Genomic DNA, 17,952 nt, shown 5'->3' on the forward strand with positions numbered 1-17,952 from the left:
TCGTGAGCAAACAAGGAGAGAAAATGCTATCCAACACCAATAGAACGGAAATTAAGAAAGGCGCACATAAAGCCGTCTCTGATGTTAGCAAACTGCACGCCATCATAGATGAAAGCCTAATCGCTCATATTGCGATAACCAACGAGTCAGGCCCTGTGGTCATCCCTATGCTGGCATGGCGTGTCGATGATTACGTGTATATCCATGGTGCCAACAACAGTCGACTATTACGCTCACTCAAACAAGGAGTGCAAACGTGCTTAACCTTTACTTTGTTTGATGGTTGGGTATTGGCTCGAAGTGCGTTTCACCACAGTGCGCATTATCGCAGTGTTGTGGTCTTTGGCCAGTTTGAGGTGGTGGAAGATAACCAAGAGAAAGACAGGTTGCTGAATCACTTTATTGAACAGATCGCTCCGGGGAGAACAGAACAAGTCCGTTTGAGTAATGAAAAAGAACTCAAAGCCACCATGCTGCTGCGTATTCCACTCCTAGAAGCATCAGTGAAAATCAGCAATTTTGGCGTCAACGACGATGCGGAAGACATGGACATCCCTGTTTGGGCAGGTGTCCTACCCTACCGAACCGTCGTAGGTCCACTGCAAGCTTGTGACGATTTGTATGAAGGTATCGAAGAGCCAGACTACCGCAGTGCCTACTCTAACCGTTGGCAGGAATAAGCACCGTAAAACGTGCGCCGCCTAAGTGACTCTCGCCGACAGAAAGCTCCCACCCCAGTTGCCGCGCTGCACTGGTAGCGATGGCAAGCCCTAAACCAAAGCCTTTCATGTCGGCGTTGCGGCTTTTGTCTAAGCGCGAAAATGGCATAAATACTTCTTCTCGCATCGCCTCAGGGATGCCCGGACCATCGTCCTCAATATCGATGCTCCAGCAATCCGCTACCGTTCGAATCGTCACCTCAACGCAGGACTCACCATAACGCTTGGCGTTTTGCAGTAAATTATCGAGGACAAGGTTACCCAAAGTAGGCTGAAAGTGAATCAATTGGTTCGCGAGTTTATTTTCTGCTCTCAACATGGCGGACTCTAAGCCTAGGTAGTTCATGCGGCTTTTACACCAAAGTGGCAGTTCCATGGTTTCAACAGAATCGATCCATGAGTGGTTTTTCACACTCAAGCGAGACAGCATGACAATGTCGGACGTTAAATCCGTCACGACATCAACGTATCGTTCAATATCGTCATGTAACTCTGCCTGCATTTCACCACTCGTGCGTCGAGCTAAATCCGTCGCTAGCTGAATACGACTCAGCGGAGTGCGCACTTCATGAGGAATAGCTTGAGTAAAGATGTGTGTTTGGCGCACTCGTCTCTCAATCTCTTCAGACATGCAGTTGAAGCCTTGGGCGAGCTCTTTCACGGGTTGCGAAAATTGCTTTAGCTCGACTCGCGTATTCAACTCACCAGAACCAAATTGTTGTTGCGCAGCCGTTAGTTGCCGAATTTGGCGGTCAAGACGTCGTACAGGTATGTAAACCATAATGCCTAAACTGCATACAACAACCAAAAGTAGAGTAAGTATAAATACAATCTCAGAATCTTCATTCCAATCAACGTGTGGGCTAAAGAAATCCGTTTTTTCTTTGAAAACTAAACTCTTCGAAGTGTTAGGCAAAGGGAATACCGCAGCATAGGTACTGCCATCAATAAGATAAACAGGTATCCCTTGCATACGGTACAGCAGATTACAATCTCGACAAGGCGGTGATCCGTCCCAGTTTTCAACCAATGTTAAATCAAAGATAAAGAAATCTTGCTTGCCGTTTTCGGTTAACTTCTTGTAGAGAGAATCCGGAGTGCCTCGTTGCTCAATGTATTGATCGACAAAATAAGCACCGTCACTCAAAAAAACACCGACTTCTGTTTTGCGCATGTACTCTTCCCCCATAAAGAGAAACAAAGCAACAGTCAGCGCAAGGCCAGTTACTAACCCCACATATAGACGAGTAAACAGGGAAAACATGCGTCATTTACCTGTCAGCATGTAGCCGTGGTGACGTATGGTTTTAATGGTAGCCGTATGGATATGAGCCTTAGAGAATTTCTTCCTTAGTGAGGATATACGCATATCAATCGAACGATCAGTAATACAGTATTCAATGCCTCGGGCAAGACGGCAACATGATTCACGAGATACTGGCTTATCGACATTCAGCATCAGGAGCTCTAAAATTTCAAACTCAGAACTCGTTAAACCAATATCATTTTGCAAATAAAATGCTTGGGAGCGACGAAGACAAAGACTAATGCCATATCGGCTCAGCTTTTCTTCTTCAACGATATCAACTTGACGACAATAGCGACGCAACGCTGCTTCAATACGGGCGAGAAGGATATTGCCTTTTATCGGTTTGGTAAGGTAATCATCAGCACCAAACTTAAATAAGCTCACCTCGCTCATTTCATCATCGGTCGCAGTCAAAACAATGATAATACCATGATAAAACTTACGCGCCTCTTGGCATATTTCTGCGCCATTTTTTCCTGGTAACATCAAATCTAACAGCACTAGGTCCGGCTTGAGCCCCTTAATCGTTTCTAATGCATTTTGACCGTTATCGATGACAGTTACCGTATATCCTTCGGCTTCGAGGTACATTTTGGTTAATCGAGCAATCTCTGAGTCGTCTTCTACCAGTAAGATTGTATTACCCACCATGAATCATATACTCCACCAATATGATGGAGGGAGTATATCGCTCGTCCTATACTGCGCAACCTACTTAAATGATAATTTTAATAAAACGCAGGCTTACATACGCTTACAAACCATACATATACGATAATCCTAATCATTCTATACCCCTAAAGCCATGCAATAACCTGAGGTTTTATTCATTATCAGAATATAGCTTCACATAGAAAATAAAATTCGGAATAAAAATCCACTATATTTTTAAATATATCGAATAATAGGTCTTACCAAAAAATAATATCAACATATATGACTTAGTTTGCTTATATAGACAGGACTTTATGTTGCTTCTAAGTTTCCTGCTCTAATAAAGTCTACGAGTAACATGAAATGAGATATTCCAAATTAACACCTTTAGCCATATTTTGCGCGATAAGTCTAACTGCTTGTGGCGGCAGTGAATCTAATTCGAAACCATCGACAACGACACCTCCAACACCACCAATGCCAACATTGAGCACTGTCACAATCCCAACTGTCGTTTCTACAAAGTTTCCAGCCAAGTTAAAAGTGGCTGCTGATTCGGGCTTCACCCACTATGTGAAAATCTCCCTTTCCGAAGCAAACAACAACGATACATTTCACATTGTGGCTGTTGATGACGGTGCGAATAATGAAAAAATCTTTCGTGCAGCCAAAATCATCCAACACCTTCTCACAAACCAACCAGACTCTAAGTACGGTGCTGACAAGTCTCGTATCGCTAAGACATTAGCCGAGCGTGATGCCACACTAATGCTGACCGAAAACGACGAACAGAATGATGAGATGTTAACCAAAATCTTTATCAACGAACTGATTCGCCAAGACAAACTGAACGACGCAGTTACAAACTCGGGCTTAGCACACTCTTTTGATACGAGTTCTCTAGAAAAGTTTGTTGTAAGCATAATGGTACTTAACGAAGATGATATGGATACACTTGTCACTTCTATCGCGTCAACATTAGTAACTAGTAAAGAAACACCAAACTGGCTAAGGAATAGCCAATCTTTAATGTATCGAGAACTGACAGTTGAAGGCGATTGCCATTACATGAGTAATTTTGCCGATTACTGCGCCAATCTTGGTAAAAAAGCCGAACGAGACGCCGCTTTTGAAGAAATTTTACACTTGGTCCAAGCGCAAGGTATTGCACCTAACACGGCGACTGCGGCACTGCAAAATGACATTCAAGCTCATGCGTTAAGCATCTATAACGATATTCAATCGGGCAAACCGACGGTGTGGCGCCCTACTCAGTATGACTGGGACGATTGGAAATCGGACGACTTCGATCCTGAAAGTGTGAAACAAACGGGCCCTTCATATTCTCACGAATATTTTGCTGCCGCTTTTGAAGCTTACATGGGTGTAGCAAAAGCAAACGGACATGGTTTAGATGGCTACCAAGCGTTAACGCGTGAAGAAATGCAAACCCAAGATCCACAAGCCGTTGATTGGATCAGTGGCTTATTCCACGGATACTTGCAATATACCGCGAATATCGACTCTGCGGGCGTCAAGCTCTACACAGAAAAGACAAATCCAGGCACAGTACCTACCTTCCGTATGGCTCCCAACAAAGACGGTTTGATAGAAGCGTACACCTACAAATCTCAGTGGTTAACAAAAGTGAAGATCATTGGCGACGACGCGATGAATGTGATCGGTAATGATCAAAACAATACTTTTGAAGGCAACAGCAAAGACAACAGCATTTATGGTGAAGGCGGTATCAACACCTATATCGTGCCACACAAACTGGCGGAATGTACTGTTATCAAAGCAAAGAGCGTTTCTGTTGAGTGCCCAAATACAGGCACTGACGAGTTGTACGACATTCAGAACATCCAATTCACCGACCAAACCCTAGATGTAACCAAGCTATAAACAATGAAAAACATGAAGAAACTTATTCTATTCGCTCCCTTGCTCCTTGCTGGTTGTGGTGGCCTAGCCGTCATGGATCGTACTGATGCCGTAAAAGCACAACCAGAAATGCTGATCAAAACCGACGGTGATTTTTGGGGATTCGGTGCAGATGGCCATTTTGATTTTGCTGGTAAGTACAAAGGCAAGTATTCACGCAGTGCTTCTAACTCAAGTTGGTTTAACCGTATCTCTTTCAAAGAAGGTTCAATGGGCGCAGAAGTGACTCGTATCGACAGCGGGGAAACTTGGCTTTTGAACTGCACCGGAGGCGGTATGTCGGTTAACTACATGGGCGTCGATTTTGGTGGGAATGATCCTTACACCTGTGACATTACTCAAGATGGTAAAAAAGTCGGTGAGTTTGCGATGGAGCCAAAATCGGCTCTCATCGACATCAGCTTTGAGAAAAAAGAGACAGGCGTAGTGCGTATTGGTAGCACCCACTTTAATGTAGAAACTGTACATACTAGTCCTGACGCCATGATGGCGGTAGACATTCCATTGGGTTATAGCTTTAAGGAGGGCACACAAGAAATTGCCGCAGTGCAGACGAACGGTACCATTGCGGTACAGATGCTCCCTGAACTTAGCGAACAAAAAAAGGATGTAATTGCCATCGGCGCTGTTGCAAGTGCACTAAGTTGGCGTCCTAAGAAATAGCCACCACATAAAACGACACAAAAAAATAACAAAGCCCTCAACTTTGAGGGCTTTTATTGCTTGTACTCATAGAGATAAGTGGAGCACTACTTCTCTAATCTTCCCGTATACTGCTTGGGCGTTAATCCACGATGTTTCTTAAACATACGATTGAAGCTCGCCACATTGGTGTAACCAAGGCGCGTGGCAATGTCATCAATACTCACGCGCTTACTCAACAAACCAGCTGCAATATTACTCAATACATAGCCAGAAACCGTCGAAAAATTGAGCCCTAATTTATGCAAACGACGTTGAAACTGCTGTTCAGATAAATCAAGCAGAGAAGACACGCGCTCTAACGTTGGCAATCCATAATGGCTGCTGTAGTTCACCACTTCATAAATCACTTTCAACTCGTCTTCTGGATCGGGCATATTAAGCAAATCATCCAAATCGGAAAAACTCATCGCTAGACGGCTGTCTTCTCGATGGCTCACTTGGCGAGAAGCTAGTCGGTCATCTCCCGGGATCCATATCTCTGTTTTTGGCTGACTCCATTCCACCTCGCAGCCGAAATATTCCCGGTATCGCTCAGTATTTTTTCTCGAGCCTGAAACCTTGACACGTAAAGGCTGGTAATCTTTGCCAAGAAATTCGCGTAACACCTTAATCATAAATACCGCACAGCGGATACTATCGTGCACCTTTACTGACGTTTCTATAAACGGGTTGTGGTAAGTCCATTTGATGATTTTACCCGACTGTTCGCCAGCAAAAAACGCCCCTGATTGTAGGTTGCTCACACCATAATTCACTCGCCGAATGGTACTGGCTAAATCATTGCCGGAGAATAACCAGCGTCCCACTGGCCCTAGCTTTTGCAGTTCAATACCTCGGCTGAGACTCAACACCACATCCGGGTCACAACTGGCTTGTTCAACACAACGGTACCATTCCGCAACGGCTTTTAGCGGGATCAGTGTCATTGGGTTACGAAACACCGATGCTGGGATCCCTAACTCATCCGAGTCCAAATTGTATTTAGATAACGCGAGGTTATGTATGTTTAGAATGCCCATCGCGCGAATAAACCGAACCGTTTTCATAACCAATCACATCAAATTTAATCCTGTAGTGATTGAATCTGTCACAAAGAAAGCCGCAAATCAAATTCAGATCACAATACGCCAACAGTTTGATAGAGGAGTGTTTAATGAGTTTACTGAGTGTCCCATTTGTCGGTACAGGCGCAGATACGGCGTTACATGTTGTCGCTGCTGTCGTTTTAATTGCGAGTGTCGCGGGCGCGTGTTACGGCTTTTGGAAAATCCATGAATTGCCTATCAATAAAGCACACAGCAAAGACCATCATCAGATAGGGCTCATCACTGCGCTGACCTGGATAGGGTTTGTCTGGCACTGGGTTTGGGTGCTAGCCGTGATCTTTGCATTTGTTGATATGGAAAAAGCCATCATCAATCTGCGTGATACATGGAAAAGTAAACCGCAAACAGAAACACAGCCAAAAGAGGAAGCATAATGTTAGAAGGTTTAGCGGTATGGGCACTCTTCATTTATCTGTTGCGTTTGGTTGGCATGCCTTGGAACAAAGCAACCAAATCGTTCGCTTATCTTGGCGGCTTGGGTTGGCTAATGTTCGTCTGGGTAGGTTTGATTAACTTCACCCCGATGGATTTATCCGGCGGTTCTGTCGTGCAGTCACCACACATCCAATTGCGTCCAGATTCAACCAATGTAAAAGGTAAAGTTGACCACATTTACATTGAGCCGAATCAGAAAGTTAAAGAAGGTCAGCTAATTTATGAACTTGACCCAACGCAATACAAAATCGCATTAAATCAAGCGAACGTATCCGCTGATTCTGCTCGCGTTGCATTAGCTACAGCAAAAGGCGACATCGAGATTGAAGAAGCTAACCACGAGGCGCTAGTGCAAGATCTAGAAACATCCAAGAGCCAGTTGGAAGCGGCGAAAGTTGACTACAAATTGCAGAAAAAAATGCTAGATCGTTATGTTGAGCAAAACCGAGTGGTGCACAACACCATCACGGAAAGCGATATCGACAAACAATCGAGTGCGGTTGATATGGCACGTCACAACGTGTTGGCCCTTGAGTCTCAAATCAAGAAGAAACAAGTCGATATTTCCCGTGCAAAACTGGCGATTCATAAATCGGAACTTGCAGTTGAAACCAAACAAGCCGAACTGCGCCAAGCTGAAGAGCAAATTGCAAAAGCGCAATGGGATTTGAATAGCACAAAAGTTCATGCCCCAACAGATGGCTTTGTCACCAACTTTATCCTGCGTGAAGGTCAGCGTGTATCGATGATGCCGCGTATCAACATGTACACTAACGAGAAGTACGTGCTGATGCGAGTCAACCACCAGGCGATTCGTAACATCAAACCGGGTCAACCTGCGGAATTCTCCTCTTCGGTTTATCCAGGTAAGATCTTCTCAGCGACGGTCGAGGGCATTGTTGAGGCAACAGGTGAATCACAAGGTAATCTACTGGGTTTCGATGATTCCGTACGTGTCACCACTGGAAAGAACTTACAGAACAAACACCACTTTGTTCGTCTTAAGATTGATGAGCCAGAAGGTTACGACATCCCTGTTGGCTCTGTTGGCCTCGCATGGGTCAGCGGTGAAAAACCGATAGGCTTCATGGCCTTCTTAGATGTGATTCGCGGGATCATCATCCGAATGAAGTCTCAACTGTACTTCTTCTACTCTATCTAAACTCGCAAACCGCCAGTTACGCTGGCGGTTTTCTTTTCATTTGTATCCAAACATATCCTTTTCCCGTATAACAATTAGTTAGTAAATAGCGGAGAAGATTCATGTCGGTAAAGGAAAGAAGCCTACCTACCCATCGCATCTCAAGATTCAGCAAGTTCGCTTCACTTGCTACCCGTGTCGCAGGCAATGTGATTGCAGAAGGCACGAAGCAGATAGCCAAAGGCAACAAACCAAAAGCGAAAGACCTCTTGCTGACGCCACAGAACATCGCGCGTTTAACTGACCAACTTGCTCACCTACGTGGCGCTGCAATGAAGCTTGGACAAATGCTCTCAATGGATGCTGGTGATGTTTTAGAACCTGAACTTGCCGATATTCTTTCCCGTCTTCGTTCCGACGCAGACCCAATGCCTGCAAAACAACTCAACGCAGTAATGGAAAGTTCGCTGGGAACGAATTGGAAAGCTGAGTTTCTGTCATTTAACTTCAAACCAATCGCCAGTGCATCAATAGGACAAGTGCACCAAGCCTACAGCGATGCGGGCGATAACCTAGCCGTCAAAGTGCAATATCCGGGCATACGGAAAAGTATCGATAGCGACGTCGACAATGTCGGTACACTGCTCAAGGTCGTTGGGTTGATTCCCGAGTCTGTCGACTACAAAGGATTGCTCGAAGAAGCGAAAAAGCAGCTACATGATGAAGCCGATTACGCACGAGAGGCGCAATTTGCCATTCGTTATCATGACGCTTTGAAGGAGCACCCTCATTTTGTCGTACCGAAGATTCATACTGGAAGTTGCTCAGACTCCGTTCTCGCGATGGAATTCATTGATGGCAGTCCGATTGAGCAAATCGAACATTATGATCAGAGTACACGGGATTTTGTCATGCACAGCCTACTCGAATTACTGTTTCGAGAGCTGTTCGAATTTAAGATGGTACAAACCGACCCAAATTTCGCCAACTACTTATATATCGAAAACACTCGTCAAATCGGCTTGCTAGATTTCGGGGCCACTCGCGAGTACAACGAACGGTTCAGTACCGGCTATCGCCAAGCTTTTGCATCTGTCGTGAATAATGACGAACAAGGCTTGAATGATGCGCTTGAACAAATAGGCTTCTTCAGCCAAACCATCCTTCCAGACCAACGCCAAGCGATTCTCGACTTAGTAAAAATGGCATGTGAACCGATGTTAGTTGATGAGCCTTATGACTTTAAAGCCAGCGACTTAGCACAAAAGCTTCGCGAGGCTGGCACCATTCTAAGCATGGAGCAAGAATACTGGCATACTCCACCAGCAGATGCCCTATTTTTACACAGAAAAATCGGCGGAATGTACTTGCTGGCAGCCCGTATTGGCGCAAAAGTGAACATTCGCCAATTGGTACAGCCATATCTCACCATCAACAGCAAATAGCCTATTGTTTTTCTGTTACTTTCAAGTACCTTGAGCAAGGTTAAGATGCATAGTTGTGCATCTCAATAACATGCCATACTTCCATAAAACGAATTAACTATCGGGGTACTCGGTGAGCAAGTTTCAAGATCTCTCCACTCTAATCCAGCAAATTGGCCAAGCCGAAGAAGTGGATCAAGTCGCAACGCTCAATGAATCTATTGAAGCGGGCCTCGAGCCCGGCGCGGTTGCCCTGATTCTAGAAGCCTTTCCAATCGACGATCGTGTTCGCTTATGGCGAGCTTTACCACTAGAGCTACATATCGACGTGTTAACGGAAATGCGTGCGGACGTACGTTTCTCTATCATCAACGCGTTATCTGAAGTCGAGCTAAAACTCACTCTCGCTAAACTCGACAACTTATCGCTCATCGAATGGGCCGATTCGTTACCAGAGTCGATCATAAACGAAGCTCTCTCGTTGATAGAAAAAGATGAGTTGGAACTTTACGATCAAGCAAACGAGTATGCTGATGAAGAACTCGGCCACTGGGCTGAACGTAAGATCATCACCCTTCCCTTCAACATTACGATTGGGACAGCTAAGCAGTTAATGGAGCGCTATAGCTACGACACGCCTCAACAGGTATATCTGATTAATCGTAATAAACAGTATCGTGGAACGGTCAATTACTTCGATATCTTACGTGGTGACCCCGATATTCGCTTAAAAACACTCGTTATTGAGGCAGTGACGGTGCTAGACAGTAAAATGATGCTTCCTGAAGCGGTAGAGGCATTAGAACACAGCACACTGCCCGCTCTCCCTGTAACTGATGCAGACCAAACACTGATCGGTGAAGTCGATTGGCAGTTTGCATTGAGTACACAGCGTGAAATCTACGAAGCACGTTTGATGGCCGGTACAGGTATGGATGAAGGCGATGACTTGTTTGCGCCAGTATTAAAAAGCTCGCAAAAGCGCGGTGTTTGGTTAGGCATCAATTTGCTTACTGCGATTTTGGCGTCTGTCACTATCGGACTATTTGAAGATGTAATTGCGCAGGTGGTGGCTTTGGCGGTGCTCATGCCAATTGTTGCATCCATGGGGGGCATTGCTGGCAGCCAAACGCTCACTCTAATGATTCGTGCGATGGCGCTTAATCAGATCACCCCAGGTAACCGTTTCAAGCTATTGAAAAATGAGTTGGGTATTGGCTCTCTGAACGGCATTGCTTGGGCGTTAATCATCGGCGGGCTCGCCGGATTGTGGTTTCAATCTCCGGTTCTTGGGGGAACCATCGCGCTGGCCATTATCGTCAATATTATTACCGCAGCTTTATTTGGTGTGCTGATTCCCATTATTCTGGATAAGTTTAAATTGGACCCCGCTTTGGCTGGCTCGGTGATTCTAACAACAGTGACAGATGTAGTTGGTTTTTTCGCCTTTTTAGGAACGGCGAGTTTAGTCATGCTTTAAAAGGTTCATTGTTTATTAATCAATCATTAGCATAATAGAGTCAAATTGCATAACGCAGTTGCAAATTGCAAACATACTCAAACTTTAAGCAACGCATGTCACAGAAACTACGTATTTTAGGGCATATTAAAGTTGGCACAGTAACTGCATTATATAAATCGACCCTTCTTAAGCCGAGGGTCACCTAGCCAACTGACGTTGTTAGTGAACTTGATTTTGTTCACATGTATATAAGCCAATCGCACTCTTTGCGGTTGGCTATTTTTTTATGTGGCTATTGCCCTCTTATCCTCTGACCGAGCTCGGTTGTACTTTTCTTACCCACAACAGATTGTTTACTGTTTATAAAATTCAAATATTCGCCCACTAAACCATTAGAAATGCCAGCTTCAACAAAAATAAATCACCTACATAAAATAAAACCAAGAAAACACACCCAAGAAAAGAACAAATAACGTCCAAACCAAAAACCTCATCATGAAATCGTTTTCCTTTAATAGAAATCGACTGAACAATCCAGAGTTATAGATAAATTTAATCCATAAAAACAAATAGCAATTCAAAACATTAATTTCACATAGAAAACCTGTCTATAAATCATAGAAAATACGTAAAAACAAACTTTCCACTTTTAGAATTTAAAAACCAAACCATTGTTATTAAAAGAAAAAATACAAATAAAAACCAAGCAAACGTTTAAATTGCAATTTTATCATTGACTATTAAATTTACATCACGATAATACGCGCCGTTTGCCTGAAAATCAGGTGCTATAATTTAATATTTCAATGTGCGGAGGCAATAATGGCTGGAGACAATAACTACAGTCTTGGACCAGTTCCCAACACGGCCAGAAAAGGCGTGGCGTCACTAACCATGGTGATGTTAGGACTCACTTTTTTCTCCGCAAGTATGTGGACAGGTGGTTCTCTCGGTACTGGGATCTCCTTTAATGATTTTTTCCTCGCTGTTCTCATCGGTAACCTAATCCTCGGTATTTACACTTCTTTCCTCGGTTACATCGGCGCTTCTACTGGTCTCTCTACTCACCTTCTTGCTCGTTTCTCTTTTGGTTCTAAAGGCTCTTGGCTTCCTTCTGCTCTTCTTGGCGGAACTCAAGTTGGGTGGTTTGGAGTTGGTGTCGCGATGTTTGCGATTCCGGTGCATAAAGCAACGGGCATCGATACCAATACTTTGATCCTTGTCTCCGGTTTGCTCATGACCGCGACCGTTTACTTTGGCATCTCCGCACTGATGGTGTTGTCAGCAATCGCCGTTCCTGCCATTGCACTACTTGGCGGCTACTCTGTCATCGAGGCAGTAAATAGCGTTGGTGGTATTGGCGAACTACAACAAGTTCAACCAACCGAGCCACTCGATTTTTCAATAGCTCTCGCGATGGTTGTCGGCTCTTTTGTCAGTGCTGGTACATTAACGGCGGATTTCGTACGCTTTGGTAAAAAGCCGCGCAGCGCCGTGATGATCACCATGGTGGCATTTTTCATCGGTAACTCGTTAATGTTTATCTTTGGCGCGGCAGGGGCGTCGGTGACGGGTCAATCAGACATTTCTGAAGTGATGATCGCGCAAGGTCTTCTTATTCCAGCTATCATCGTTCTTGGCTTGAACATCTGGACGACCAACGACAACGCGCTCTACGCATCGGGTCTTGGATTTTCCAACATCACTGGCTTACCAAGTAAATACATCTCGATGGCGAACGGTCTTGTTGGCACACTTTGCGCTCTCTGGCTCTACAATAACTTTGTTGGCTGGCTGACCTTTTTATCGTTGGCAATTCCACCGATTGGCGGCGTGATCATCGCTGACTTCTTCACGAACCGTAAACGCTACGCAAACTTTGAAGCCGCCCAGTTCCAAAGCGTAAACTGGGCTGGCATTATCGCTGTAGCGATTGGCGTTGGTGCGGGACACTTCCTGCCTGGCGTAGTGCCGATTAACGCTGTACTTGGCGGCGCAATTAGCTTCCTGATTCTTAATCCTATTCTTAACAAAAAAGCACTGGCTACACAGCCAGCGTAAGGAACCATCATGACAACACTACTGATCAAAAACGTAACGCTAAAAGGACAAGAAGGTCTGCAGCAAATTTTGATTGAAGATGGTCAATTCAAGCGCATTGAAAGCAACGATGTGGAGCTTAGTCATAACGGTGACATCATCGATGCTGAAGGCGGTATGGCGGTTGCGCCTTTCTGCGAGCCACACATTCACTTAGATACAACTCAAACCGCAGGTGAGCCAAGCTGGAACATCTCTGGCACATTGTTTGAGGGTATTGAACGTTGGGCTGAGCGCAAAGAAATGCTATCGATTGAAGACGTTAAAGCGCGCGCAAAACAAACCTTAAAATGGCAGATAGCAAACGGCGTACAACACGTTCGTACCCACGTCGATGTTTCAGACCCTACCCTAATTGCCCTAAAAGCGATGGTAGAAGTGCGTGAAGAGATGAAAGAATGGGTAGATATCCAAATCGTCGCCTTCCCGCAGGAAGGAATTCTCTCTTACCCAAATGGCAAAGAGCTGCTAGAAGAAGCCGTCAAATTAGGTGCGGACGTGATTGGCGCGATTCCACACTTTGAATTCACACGCGAATATGGCATTGAATCGCTGCACTACGTATTCGAGTTAGCGCAAAAATACGACCGCCTGATCGACGTGCATTGTGATGAAATCGATGACGAGCAATCTCGCTTTGTTGAAACACTGGCAGCATTAGCGCACAAGTTTGATATGGGGAATAAAGTCACGGCCAGTCACACCACAGCGATGGGTTCCTACAACGGTGCATACGCATCTCGCCTGTTCCGTTTATTACGCATGTCCGGTATCAACTTCGTGGCAAATCCATTGGTGAACATTCACTTACAAGGCCGTTTTGATGATTACCCAAAACGTCGCGGCGTAACACGAGTGAAAGAGATGCTGAATGCCAACATCAACGTCTGCTTTGGACACGATGATGTATTTGACCCTTGGTACCCACTAGGCACTGCAAACATGCTGCAAGTGCTGCATATGGGTCTGCACGTGTGTCAGGTGATGGGTTACGACCAAATCAACAACTCACTGGATCTGATCAGCAACAATTCAGCACGTACACTGAACATTCAAGACAAGCACGGCATTGAAGAAGGCAAACCAGGTAGTTTACTGATTCTTCCCGCAGAAGATGGTTTTGACGCAGTACGTCGCCAAGTGCCGATTCGTTACTCTGTTCGTCACGGTAAAGTGATTGCAGAAACACAGCCTGCGACAACTCATATTCATCTTGAACAAGCAGAGCAAGTAACGTTCAAACGCTAAAAAGATCGGCGAAACGAAAAAGGCCTGACGACATCGTCAGGCCTTTTTTCTACTGGTAAACATCACTGCTCGCTCTGTCTATTCTTGTCTCATAAACCACTGAACACATTGAAAGGCCATATAAAACGGCTCAGTACCAAACGTTGCACAAGGTTCTGGTGGCTGAATCTCAATTACACCATCGCACTTGGAAATTATTCTAAGCGTTGGGCATACTTCTGACTTCATTTTAGTTGTAGATATGAACCATGACGTCATTAAGCCAGATAGAACCGCAATTTTTGGAATTTATGCAGCAAGAGATGCAAGTAGATGCAGCTCATGATCTTAAACACGTAAAACGCGTGGTCAAAACAGCGAAACAGCTCTGCAAAGAAGAAAATGCAGACATCGCGATTGTATTACCGGCTGCCTATTTGCATGATTGCTTTACTTACCCGAAAGATCACCCAAATCGCAAAGAGAGCTCAATCATCGCAGCCAAAAAAGCGGTCGCATTTTTAGAGAGTATCGATTATCCGCAGCAATATCATGATGCCATTGCTCATGCGATAGAGGCACACAGCTTTAGCGCAAACATCAGGCCAAATACGTTGGAAGCCAAAATCGTCCAAGATGCCGACCGTCTGGACGCTTTAGGCGCAATTGGCGTGACGCGATGCATTCAAGTCAGCACTCAATTTAACGCGCAACTTTACAACGACAGCGATATATTTGCCGAAGAACGTGAACTTAACGATAAACAATTCACTCTGGATCACTTTCAGACCAAGTTATTCAAAATCGCTGAAACCATGAACACAGAGTCAGCAAGACGCGAAGCGCAAAAACGCAAAACCTTTATGCAAACGTACCTAGAGCAGTTACACGACGAGGTAACAGCGTAAATGTCAGAAAGCTATACGTTAATTAAAGAGCTTAAACGCCAACTAAAGTTAGCTGGGCTGCATTATGCCGATGTTGCACAACACCTTGATTTAAGTGAAGGAAGCGTCAAACGTTTACTCGCTGAAGGTCAGCACATTAGCCTTGAGCGCTTAGAACGAATTTGCCAATTGATTGGTTTAGAAATGGCGGAACTATTTAAGCTCGCGGCTGCGCACAATAAAGGTCTAGAGTCGCTAACGTTAGAGCAAGAAAAGCAGCTGGTTGACGATAAAGCCCTGCTGCTCGTGGCGATCTGTGTTGTAAATGGCTATCAGTTTGAACAAATCGTTCAGCAATATACCTTCAATGAGTTGGAACTGGTGCAAAAGCTTGCTCATTTGGATCGGCTGAACATCATCGACTTGCAGCCAAATAACAAAATTCGTTTGCGTATATCTCCGACATTTAAGTGGCAGATGGGCGGCCCTATTCAACGGTTCTTCCAACAGCAAGTTCAAGACGCCTTTTTCCAAAGCTACTTTTCTGGTGAAGATGAAAAGTTCTCCATGGCAACAGGATTGATGAGTGTACCAACCAACAAGAAGCTACAACAGAAACTGCAAAAGGTCATCGATGAGTTTTATCAGGCTTGCCAAAGTGATAGCTCTCTCGATATGGACGAAAAGCACGGCACCTCTGTGATTATTGCGATGCGTCGTTGGACGTTCCCTCTGTTTGAACCATGGGAAAGAAAACCTACGCAGAAGTCTCGCAATTAGTAACTCAATAAACAAATGGAAATAAAAGTAACGAATTTCGTTACTTTTGGTAGCATACAACGTCACTTGAAAGAGAAAGCTGGTTTAATCGTTCATTGAGCATAAAGTGCTCCCATCTCATTCGACTTTGTTTAATCGGGGCCCGTATGTTTTTCTCAAAACGCTTTTTTCCTTACTTTGTGACGCAATGCCTTGGCGCACTCAATGACAACATCTACAAAAACGTTCTGTTATTGATGGTGACATACAGCCAAATTGATAACCTACCAATATCCGTCAATCTATTCGTTAATTTGGCGGCAGGCTTATTCATCCTACCTTTCTTTCTATTCTCAGCGCATGCTGGTGCCGTCGCTGACAGCATGGACAAAGCCAAATTAATCCGACGTCTAAAGCTCATCGAACTAGCTATCATGTCTTGCGCAGCAACCGCTATTGCCACCCAAAGTGCCATGCTGATGCTGGTTCTGCTGTTTATGACAGGCACTCAATCGGCCTATTTTGGTCCCGTGAAATACGCCTTGATACCACAAGCGCTCAAACCAAATGAGCTTGTTAAAGGAAATGCTTGGGTTGAAATGGGCACGTTTCTTTCGATTCTTATAGGTACGCTTAGCGCAGGCCTGCTGCTAGCCATTCCTAATGGTACCTTGATTGCTTCTTGTACCGTGATTGCCTTGTCTTTGCTTGGGTTCATGAGCAGCGTGAATATTCCAGCGATGCCTAGCCAATCAAATGACAAAGCGAAATTTGAACCGATTTCTGGTTTAAAGAACACGTTAAAAGTGGCAAAAAAGCAGAGAGGCATCTGGATGTCTATTCTTGCCATCAGTTGGTTCTGGTTCATGGGTGCGACTTACCTAACTCAATTCCCTAACTTCGCACGCGAACATTTGTTCGCAGATAGCACTGTCGTTTCTTTACTGTTGGCATTGTTTTCCATTGGTATCGCGACAGGCTCTTGGTTGTGTGAAAAACTTTCTTTCAACCACGTTGAGCTTGGTATTTTGCCATTCGGTATCCTTGGTCTGACAGTCTTTGGCGTCGACTTGCTATGGGCAGTCCCAAGTTATCCATCACTTCCGGTGCACTTTTATGATGTGCAAAGCTTCGTTGCTGAATCAAAACATCTGCGCGTCATGATTGACCTGTTCCTTGTTGGTGTAAGCGGCGGTGTCTTTATTGTTCCTCTTTATGCGTTCATCCAATCGCGTTCAAACAAAGGGGAGTGTGCACGTGCCATTGCTGCTAACAACATCATGAATGCGTTGTTTATGGTGGTGTCTGCTTTGGTTTCGATCGTTGTACTCAGCGTACTAGAGCTTTCTATTGTGGAACTGTTTGCCATGATGGCAATAGGTAACTTCTTCGTGGCGATCTATGTCTATCGTCAAGTACCGGAATTCACACAACGCTTTATCAGTTATTTACTCAGCCATTGTATGTATCGTGTGTCCGTAAAGGGGCGCCAACATATTCCTGAACAAGGTGCTGCGTTAATCGTGGCTAACCATGTTAGCTATGTCGATGCATTGATTTTGATGGGAACCTCTACTCGCCCGGTTCGTTTTGTGATGGACAAGTCCATCAGCGAGCTACCTGTTCTTAAATATGTATTCCGTCATGCAGGTGTTATCCCGATCTGTTCTCCACGTAAGTGTGCCGACACTTACCGACGAGCATTTGAACAGATTGAACAAGCACTTAACGACGGTGAGGTTGTCTGTATCTTCCCTGAGGGTCGTTTAACGTCTAACGGTCAATTGGGTGAGTTTCGCCCTGGTGTAGAGAAAATCCTTGAACGTAACCCTGTTCCTGTCATCCCTATGGCGTTAAAAGGGCTTTGGGGTTCTTTTTTCAGCCACAAAGGCGGACATGCTCTCACAAAACGACCGACTCGTTTTTGGTCAAAAGTGGATGTTGTTATCGGTGAAGTGTTAAGTCCTGCGTCTTTAAATCGTCATCAATTGCAACAACAAGTACAGGATTTACTGGGCTGAGTCGCTTGCTACAGCAGTCAAACTTTGCAGCAAAACGTAAATATGCACCACAAAGCACA

15 protein-coding genes are annotated in these 17,952 nt (G+C 44.8%); 12 read left to right on the forward strand and 3 right to left on the reverse strand.

All coding sequences use genetic code 11. The features are described from left to right. Positions 1-23 precede the first annotated feature (23 nt). Entirely contained in the window at positions 24-680 is a 657-nt protein-coding gene (locus tag R7D93_RS09630) for a pyridoxamine 5'-phosphate oxidase family protein (protein WP_213867606.1), read from the forward strand. On the opposite strand, the gene R7D93_RS09635 is transcribed toward R7D93_RS09630, so the two are convergent. Further along, positions 661-1,983 (reverse strand): ATP-binding protein, encoded by a 1,323-nt coding sequence (locus tag R7D93_RS09635; protein ID WP_005373622.1) that lies wholly within the window; start codon positions 1,981-1,983, stop codon positions 661-663. The two genes, R7D93_RS09630 and R7D93_RS09635, sit on opposite strands and share 20 nt — an antisense overlap. A 3-nt stretch (positions 1,984-1,986) precedes the next feature. Further along, positions 1,987-2,679 (reverse strand): response regulator transcription factor, encoded by a 693-nt coding sequence (locus R7D93_RS09640; RefSeq protein WP_225496410.1) that lies wholly within the window; start codon positions 2,677-2,679, stop codon positions 1,987-1,989. Positions 2,680-3,045: 366 nt separating this feature from the next. Here R7D93_RS09640 and R7D93_RS09645 point away from each other — a divergent pair, with 366 nt between their 5' ends. Both R7D93_RS09645 and R7D93_RS09650 read left to right on the forward strand, forming a co-directional pair. Continuing rightward, the gene (locus R7D93_RS09645; protein WP_225496412.1) at positions 3,046-4,587 is read left to right on the forward strand and encodes a hypothetical protein; all 1,542 of its coding nucleotides are present in this window, start codon (positions 3,046-3,048) and stop codon (positions 4,585-4,587) included. Between the two features lie 12 nt (positions 4,588-4,599). Continuing rightward, positions 4,600-5,289 (forward strand): hypothetical protein, encoded by a 690-nt coding sequence (locus R7D93_RS09650; protein ID WP_031778833.1) that lies wholly within the window; start codon positions 4,600-4,602, stop codon positions 5,287-5,289. 86 nt (positions 5,290-5,375) lie between these two features. Here the strand turns inward: R7D93_RS09650 and R7D93_RS09655 are convergent, their stop codons facing one another. Then, positions 5,376-6,377, reverse strand: coding sequence for an AraC family transcriptional regulator (locus R7D93_RS09655; RefSeq protein ID WP_225496414.1), 1,002 nt, complete (start codon positions 6,375-6,377; stop codon positions 5,376-5,378). A 107-nt stretch (positions 6,378-6,484) separates the two neighbouring features. Between R7D93_RS09655 and R7D93_RS09660 the strand changes: the two genes are divergently transcribed. The 9 genes from R7D93_RS09660 (at position 6,485) to R7D93_RS09700 (ending at position 17,893) form a co-directional block, all read left to right on the forward strand. Next, positions 6,485-6,811, forward strand: a complete 327-nt coding sequence (locus R7D93_RS09660) for an MFS transporter (protein ID WP_017635162.1) — start codon at positions 6,485-6,487, stop codon at positions 6,809-6,811. After that, complete coding sequence (locus R7D93_RS09665; RefSeq protein ID WP_225496416.1) at positions 6,811-8,034, forward strand: HlyD family secretion protein; 1,224 nt, start codon at positions 6,811-6,813, stop codon at positions 8,032-8,034. Before R7D93_RS09660 ends, R7D93_RS09665 begins: the two co-directional genes overlap by 1 nt. A gap of 101 nt (positions 8,035-8,135) precedes the next feature. Next, positions 8,136-9,458 carry an ABC1 kinase family protein gene (locus R7D93_RS09670; RefSeq protein WP_225496418.1) on the forward strand — a complete coding sequence of 441 codons (1,323 nt, stop codon included), beginning with the start codon at positions 8,136-8,138 and terminating at the stop codon, positions 9,456-9,458. Between the two features lie 112 nt (positions 9,459-9,570). Continuing rightward, positions 9,571-10,917, forward strand: coding sequence for a magnesium transporter (locus R7D93_RS09675; protein WP_047101165.1), 1,347 nt, complete (start codon positions 9,571-9,573; stop codon positions 10,915-10,917). An 804-nt stretch (positions 10,918-11,721) separates the two neighbouring features. Beyond that, positions 11,722-12,960, forward strand: a complete 1,239-nt coding sequence (gene codB, locus R7D93_RS09680; RefSeq protein WP_225496420.1) for a cytosine permease — start codon at positions 11,722-11,724, stop codon at positions 12,958-12,960. Positions 12,961-12,969: 9 nt separating this feature from the next. Then, positions 12,970-14,247, forward strand: coding sequence for a cytosine deaminase (locus tag R7D93_RS09685; protein WP_225496422.1), 1,278 nt, complete (start codon positions 12,970-12,972; stop codon positions 14,245-14,247). Between the two features lie 248 nt (positions 14,248-14,495). Next, a complete protein-coding gene (locus R7D93_RS09690) occupies positions 14,496-15,134 on the forward strand; it encodes an HD domain-containing protein (RefSeq protein WP_017819864.1) in 639 nt (212 codons plus the stop codon). Beyond that, complete coding sequence (locus R7D93_RS09695) at positions 15,135-15,893, forward strand: helix-turn-helix domain-containing protein (RefSeq protein WP_225496424.1); 759 nt, start codon at positions 15,135-15,137, stop codon at positions 15,891-15,893. It begins immediately after the preceding gene. Between the two features lie 146 nt (positions 15,894-16,039). Continuing rightward, complete coding sequence (locus R7D93_RS09700) at positions 16,040-17,893, forward strand: MFS transporter (protein ID WP_225496426.1); 1,854 nt, start codon at positions 16,040-16,042, stop codon at positions 17,891-17,893. The last annotated feature ends 59 nt before the right edge of the window (positions 17,894-17,952 follow it).

It is taken from the genome of Vibrio sp. YT-15, from assembly GCF_033337445.1.
In the GTDB taxonomy this organism is placed as follows: Bacteria; Pseudomonadota; Gammaproteobacteria; order Enterobacterales; family Vibrionaceae; genus Vibrio; species Vibrio alginolyticus.

Bases quoted from the DNA above. Each gene is read 5' to 3' on its own strand.
- R7D93_RS09630 (WP_213867606.1), top strand. From the start codon at position 24: ATGCTATCCAACACCAATAGAACGGAAATTAAGAAAGGCGCACATAAA.
- R7D93_RS09635 (WP_005373622.1), bottom strand. From the start codon at position 1,983: ATGTTTTCCCTGTTTACTCGTCTATATGTGGGGTTAGTAACTGGCCTT.
- R7D93_RS09640 (WP_225496410.1), bottom strand. From the start codon at position 2,679: ATGGTGGGTAATACAATCTTACTGGTAGAAGACGACTCAGAGATTGCT.
- R7D93_RS09645 (WP_225496412.1), top strand. From the start codon at position 3,046: ATGAGATATTCCAAATTAACACCTTTAGCCATATTTTGCGCGATAAGT.
- R7D93_RS09650 (WP_031778833.1), top strand. From the start codon at position 4,600: ATGAAGAAACTTATTCTATTCGCTCCCTTGCTCCTTGCTGGTTGTGGT.
- R7D93_RS09655 (WP_225496414.1), bottom strand. From the start codon at position 6,377: ATGAAAACGGTTCGGTTTATTCGCGCGATGGGCATTCTAAACATACAT.
- R7D93_RS09660 (WP_017635162.1), top strand. From the start codon at position 6,485: ATGAGTTTACTGAGTGTCCCATTTGTCGGTACAGGCGCAGATACGGCG.
- R7D93_RS09665 (WP_225496416.1), top strand. From the start codon at position 6,811: ATGTTAGAAGGTTTAGCGGTATGGGCACTCTTCATTTATCTGTTGCGT.
- R7D93_RS09670 (WP_225496418.1), top strand. From the start codon at position 8,136: ATGTCGGTAAAGGAAAGAAGCCTACCTACCCATCGCATCTCAAGATTC.
- codB (WP_225496420.1), top strand. From the start codon at position 11,722: ATGGCTGGAGACAATAACTACAGTCTTGGACCAGTTCCCAACACGGCC.
- R7D93_RS09685 (WP_225496422.1), top strand. From the start codon at position 12,970: ATGACAACACTACTGATCAAAAACGTAACGCTAAAAGGACAAGAAGGT.
- R7D93_RS09690 (WP_017819864.1), top strand. From the start codon at position 14,496: ATGACGTCATTAAGCCAGATAGAACCGCAATTTTTGGAATTTATGCAG.
- R7D93_RS09695 (WP_225496424.1), top strand. From the start codon at position 15,135: ATGTCAGAAAGCTATACGTTAATTAAAGAGCTTAAACGCCAACTAAAG.
- R7D93_RS09700 (WP_225496426.1), top strand. From the start codon at position 16,040: ATGTTTTTCTCAAAACGCTTTTTTCCTTACTTTGTGACGCAATGCCTT.